Annotated in this window: 7 protein-coding genes; all 7 read left to right on the plus strand. The window is 58.2% G+C overall.

Annotated features, from left to right (window positions below; all coding sequences use genetic code 11):
* A partial coding sequence (locus AAC035_RS18140; RefSeq protein WP_339806502.1) for an Rrf2 family transcriptional regulator occupies positions 1-335 on the plus strand: 335 nt, incomplete at its 5' end.
* 11 nt (positions 336-346) lie between these two features.
* Complete coding sequence (locus AAC035_RS18145) at positions 347-1,525, plus strand: IscS subfamily cysteine desulfurase (protein ID WP_339806503.1); 1,179 nt, start codon at positions 347-349, stop codon at positions 1,523-1,525.
* Between the two features lie 142 nt (positions 1,526-1,667).
* Positions 1,668-2,096: a nucleoside-diphosphate kinase gene (ndk, locus tag AAC035_RS18150; RefSeq protein ID WP_339806505.1), complete on the plus strand. Its 429-nt coding sequence runs from the start codon at positions 1,668-1,670 to the stop codon at positions 2,094-2,096.
* Positions 2,097-2,155: 59 nt separating this feature from the next.
* Positions 2,156-3,268, plus strand: a complete 1,113-nt coding sequence (gene rlmN / locus AAC035_RS18155; protein ID WP_339806507.1) for a 23S rRNA (adenine(2503)-C(2))-methyltransferase RlmN — start codon at positions 2,156-2,158, stop codon at positions 3,266-3,268.
* Positions 3,269-3,309: 41 nt separating this feature from the next.
* Positions 3,310-4,122, plus strand: coding sequence for a type IV pilus biogenesis/stability protein PilW (gene pilW, locus AAC035_RS18160; protein WP_339806509.1), 813 nt, complete (start codon positions 3,310-3,312; stop codon positions 4,120-4,122).
* A complete protein-coding gene (locus AAC035_RS18165) occupies positions 4,112-5,206 on the plus strand; it encodes a RodZ domain-containing protein (RefSeq protein ID WP_339806510.1) in 1,095 nt (364 codons plus the stop codon). Before pilW ends, AAC035_RS18165 begins: the two co-directional genes overlap by 11 nt.
* 40 nt (positions 5,207-5,246) lie before the next feature.
* Positions 5,247-5,475 (plus strand): flavodoxin-dependent (E)-4-hydroxy-3-methylbut-2-enyl-diphosphate synthase (locus AAC035_RS18170; protein WP_339806511.1); only part of this gene is annotated, 229 nt, incomplete at its 3' end.

Genomic DNA, 5,475 nt, shown 5'->3' on the forward strand with positions numbered 1-5,475 from the left:
TGATCAGTGTGCGTGGTCCCGGTGGCGGTTACCGTCTCGGGCGCACAGGTGAAGAAGTGTTTATCGCCGATGTCGTGGATGCCGTCAACGAATCCCTTGATACCACCCGCTGTGGAAACAAGGGCGACTGCCAGAACGGCGAGATGTGCCTGACCCATCATCTGTGGTCCGATCTGAGCGACCAGATTCACCAGTTTCTCAGTGAAATCAGCCTTGCTGACCTGATGAAAAAGCATGAAATCCAGCAGGTGGCGAGTCGCCAGAACAGCAAAACCGCTGCTGAAGATGCCCAAACCATCAATACCGAACGCCTTGAAACCCAGGCGTCTGTCTGAACGAACTCTTTATGAAAACACCGGTATATCTCGATTACGCGGCAACCACGCCGACGGACCCTGTGGTTGCAGAGGAAATGGCACGTCACCTTACCCTTGATGGCGTCTTCGGTAATCCTGCGTCCCGCTCTCACGGTTATGGCTGGCAGGCAGAGGCTGCGGTTGAGCAGGCCCGGCAGCAGGTGGCGGCGCTTATCGGCGCGGATCCGCGAGAGATCGTGTGGACATCGGGAGCGACGGAATCGGACAATCTGGCCATCAAAGGTGTTGTTGACGCAAAGCGCCAGGGACTCAATGGCGCCAGGCCGCACCTGGTGACCTCGGCAATCGAGCACAAGGCGGTGGTGGATACCTGTCACTGGCTGGAAGATCACGGTTGTGAGGTGACCTGGCTTACGCCCGATGCGGCAGGCCGGGTGGATGCGTCGCAGGTCGCTGAAGCCCTGCGGCCGGAAACGGTTCTGGTCAGCCTGATGCTGGTGAATAACGAGCTGGGGACCATCACCGATATTGCCGCCATAGGTGAGCTGACCCGGTCCCGCGGGGTGCTGCTGCATGTTGATGCCGCCCAGGCCGCGGGCAAAATGCCGGTGGATGTGACTGCGCTGCAGGTCGATCTGATGTCGCTATCCGGCCACAAGGTCTATGGCCCCAAGGGTGTCGGGGCGCTTTATGTGCGTCGGGCACCTGAGGTGCGGGTGGAGGCCCAGATTCACGGCGGTGGTCACGAACGGGGTATGCGTTCAGGGACCTTGCCGACCCACCAGCTGGCCGGTATGGGTAAAGCCTTTGAGATCGCCAGAGAGCGGCTGGACGACGATACCGCGCATCTTGAAAGGCTCCGTTCAGCGTTTCTGAAGGGACTGGGTTCGCTTGATGGAGTCCACCTGCACGGGCATTCCGAGGCCAGGGTGCCCGGTATCCTGAATGTCGGTTTCGCCGGCGTCGAGGCGGAGTCGCTGATGCTGGGGCTCAGGGATCTTGCGCTGTCTTCAGGTTCCGCCTGCGCCTCGGCGACGCTGGAACCTTCCTATGTATTGCGCGGCATTGGCCTGTCTGATCCTGACGCCCACAGTTCCCTGCGGTTTTCGTTTGGCCGCTTCAGCACCCTTGATGAAGCCGTCTTTGCGGCCGACCAGGTTGTGCGGGTGGTCACCACCTTGCGGGGCAGGCGGTCAGCCGCCGTCTGATTGCGGCCACCGGGGCATCCCGTGGGCCACCACCGTTACAGGTCCGGGGCCGGGCAAATAGTCGCTGCGGTAGGCAGTTGGCCCCTGACTGCGTATAATCTCAGGCCGGAATTTCAACCCTTAAATCTACTGGAGCAAGACTATGTCCACAGAGCGCACGCTCTCCATCATCAAGCCGGATGCCGTTGCCAAAAACGTGATCGGTGAAATCTACACCCGCTTTGAAAAAGCCGGCCTGCGCATTGTTGCATCCAAGATGCAGCATCTTTCCCAGCAGCAGGCTGAAGGCTTTTACGCCGAACACAAAGAGCGTCCGTTCTTTGGTGATCTGGTTGCGTTCATGACCTCCGGTCCGGTGGTTGTCCAGGTTCTGGAAGGTGAGGGCGCGATCCTCAAAAACCGTGATCTGATGGGAGCAACCAACCCGAAAGAAGCGGCTGCCGGCACCATTCGTGCTGATTTCGCGGAATCCATTGATGCCAACGCGGTACATGGTTCTGACTCGGCTGCATCAGCAGAGCGCGAAATTGCCTATTTTTTTAACGACAGCGAAATCTGCCCCCGCGGCTGATAACTGTCCCGGGGCCGGATCCTGATCCGGTCCCGACTCTGATCTGATTGAGACTGACCATGAATACTGCTGTTGAAAAAATCAACCTGCTGGGAATGCCGAAGGAGAAGCTGGAAGCCTTCTTTGAGTCGCTCGGGGAAAAACGTTTCCGTGCTACTCAGATATTGCAGTGGGTGCATCAGCGGGGTGTGGACGATTTCGATCAGATGAGTAACATGAGCAAGGTGTTACGGGATCGTCTTAAGGAAATCGCTGAGGTTCGTGGCCCGGAAGTGGTCTATGATGAAACCTCGAAGGACGGAACCCGGAAGTGGGTTATGCGGATGGACAGCGGAAACAGTGTCGAAACGGTGCTGATTCCGGATGGAGAGCGCGGAACCCTGTGTGTGTCGTCACAGATTGGCTGCAGTCTTGACTGTACCTTCTGTTCTACCGGTAAGCGTGGATTCAACCGCAACCTGACGGCCGCAGAAGTGATCGGTCAGGTCTGGGTGGCTCGCAAGGCCTTCATGCCCTTTGAGCCCAACGCAGACCGCCCCATTACCAATGTCGTGATGATGGGTATGGGCGAGCCGTTACTGAATTTTGACAATGTTGTGGATGCCATGAACCTCATGATGGAGGATCTGGCGTACGGCATTTCCAAGCGCCGGGTGACGCTGAGTACCTCCGGTGTGGTGCCGGCCATTGACCGGCTGGGCGAGGTCACCGACGTGTCCCTGGCGATTTCGCTGCATGCGCCTAATGACGCGTTGCGTAATCAACTGGTACCGTTGAACAAGAAATATCCGATTGCGGAGTTACTGGCGGCCACTCGCCGCTATCTGGCCCGTCTGCCGGACAAGCGCAAGGCGACCATTGAATACACCGTTATTGAAGGTATGAACGACAAGCCAGAGCATGCCGAGGAGATGGCTGAACTCCTGAGAGGGCTGCCCTGCAAGATCAACCTGATTCCGTTCAACCCGTTTCCGGAGAGTGATTTCAGGCGGCCCAGCATGAATGCCACCCGACGTTTCCAGAAAATTCTGAACGAGGCGGGTTACGTGGCCACCATTCGCACGACCCGGGGCGATGATATTGATGCCGCGTGTGGGCAGTTGGTAGGCAGAGTTGAAGACCGGACCCGTCGCAGTCAGCGTTATATCGAGGTGCAGCAGGTAACACCCTGAGTGCAGACAGGAAAGATCACAAAAGCGATCAGGAAAGGATGATGAGTCAACGAGTTCAGGTCAGAGCGTTTCCGGCTGTTTTGTTTCTGCTGGGGGCGTGGCTATTGGTGCTTTCCGGTTGCGTCACCACGACGGACAGTCGTTTTGCCCGTGAAGCGGATCGTGCTGATGCCGTTGAGAACTACGTTCGGCTGGCGTCGGCCTATACCTCCCAGGGCAGTTTTGACCGGGCCAGGGCACATCTTGACCGGGCCCTGGAACTGGATAGCAAGCATGCCCCAGCGTTGGCCGTGCAGGGTTTACTGTATCAGGCGGAAGGTGAACCGGAACTCGCCGAGCGGTCGTTCCAGCAGGCATTAAGCAGTGACAACGGGTATACCCGTGGCCGGGTTTACTACGGTGCCTTCCTTTACAACCAGCGAAATTTCGAGGGCGCACGGCAGCAGTTTGAACTTGCCTCCCGGGACACCAGTTACGAAGATCGCGGTTCGGTGTTTTTCAATCTCGGTTTGACGGAAGAGCGTCTGACCAATACTGAATCGGCTGTTAACGCCTATCGCCGTGCCTCAGAGCTCAATCGGGGCGACCCCCGGTCATTGCTTGCGGTCTCCAGAGTGCTTGTACAGTTGGGTGAATACAGCGAAGCCTCACGTTATTACAGCCGTCTGGCGGGGTTGATCCAGCGCAGTCCGAATCTGACGCATTCCCCGGAGAGTCTGCTAACGGGCATTCGTATTGCCCGTCATTTCCGGGAGTACGACCAGGAGTCGAGTCTGGCACTGGTGCTGAGAAATCAGTTCCCGGACTCCGTTGAGTATCGTCAATACAGGGCCCTGGTAGCTGATGACAACTGAAACCACGAATCCAGAACAGTCCCGGCTCAAAGCTGGCCAGCGGCTCAGGCAGGCCCGCGACAGTGCGGGACTTTCCGTTGCCGACCTGGCCACACAGCTTAATCTGCGGGTGTCAGTGGTTACCGCCATTGATGCCTGTGAGTACAGCAAGATCGACAGCGAGTTATTCCTGAAAGGCTACGTGCGGGCCTATGCCGCCAGAGTAGGTGTTGACGGGGACAGTGTCATCCGTCAACTGGATCAGGAACTGGAACCGGCAAGAAAGGAACGTCAGGCCCAGGTCGAATCCAACCCACTGGTTTATATCGAGCGCCGTAAACGTCTGAAGAAACGTATTGCCCGGGTTGTGATCGTTCTGCTGTTACTGGTGTCTCTGGTTTATGTGGGCTCTTTTTATCTGAAGAGTCTGATCACAGAGGACATGTCCGAGGAAGCGCCGGCTGAGACCTCAGTGCTGGCACCAGACGGGGATTTGGGGGACACCGCGCCGGCGCCGGAATCGGATATGGTTTCCCGGGACCAGGATGAACCGCAACTGGTGGCCACAGAGCAGGCAGTGGAAGCCGCCGCGCAACCCGTGTCGAGTTCGGCTGAAACCACCTCTGAGCCGGAAACGATGAGCGCTGACGCGGATACCACTGCGGTCACCCAGGCTGACAATACAAGAGGAGAGGGTGACGGTTTGACAGACACCGTCGCCGATGACGATGCCGTCATTACCGCGTCGGAAGAAGCGCCCATGATCGAGGATCCGGATCTCGCACTCTCTGCCGTTGATTCGGTGGCAGCACCGGAACCCGCAGATGCGGGTGAGACCTCAGCCACTGTGCCGACTGGCCAGAGCCGCCTGCGGGCGACTTTTACCGACGACTGCTGGGTCGAGGTGTCTGACGCCAGCGGTCGGACTCTGGTGGCCTCCCTGCGGCGATCAGGTGAAACCCTGGACATTGCGGGCACCGCACCCATGAGGGTCGTCCTGGGTGCGGCCGACGCCGTCAGCTCAATGAGTTTTTCCGGTGACGAGGTAGATATCAGCCAGTACCCCGCGCGCAATAACCGGGTTGTGATGACCCTCGCACCCTGAATCAGATTTCGAAACACTTGATAACTCCGGTCTCAGCACTATGAAACACGAATCACCGATTGTTCGCCGAAAATCCCGTCAGATCATGGTGGGTGATGTGCCTGTCGGCGGGGATGCGCCGATTGCCGTGCAGAGCATGACCAACACCGAAACCTGCGATGTCAGTGCAACGGTCGCCCAGATCGAAGCCTTGCAGGTCGCCGGCGCCGATATCGTCCGCGTCTCCGTGCCGTCCATGGAGGCGGCTGACGCCTTTGGGGAAATTCGCA

Source organism: uncultured Marinobacter sp. (genome assembly GCF_963974375.1).
Lineage (GTDB): Bacteria > Pseudomonadota > Gammaproteobacteria > Pseudomonadales > Oleiphilaceae > Marinobacter.

Bases quoted from the DNA above. Each gene is read 5' to 3' on its own strand.
- AAC035_RS18145 (WP_339806503.1), top strand. From the start codon at position 347: ATGAAAACACCGGTATATCTCGATTACGCGGCAACCACGCCGACGGAC.
- AAC035_RS18165 (WP_339806510.1), top strand. From the start codon at position 4,112: ATGACAACTGAAACCACGAATCCAGAACAGTCCCGGCTCAAAGCTGGC.
- ndk (WP_339806505.1), top strand. From the start codon at position 1,668: ATGTCCACAGAGCGCACGCTCTCCATCATCAAGCCGGATGCCGTTGCC.
- rlmN (WP_339806507.1), top strand. From the start codon at position 2,156: ATGAATACTGCTGTTGAAAAAATCAACCTGCTGGGAATGCCGAAGGAG.
- pilW (WP_339806509.1), top strand. From the start codon at position 3,310: ATGAGTCAACGAGTTCAGGTCAGAGCGTTTCCGGCTGTTTTGTTTCTG.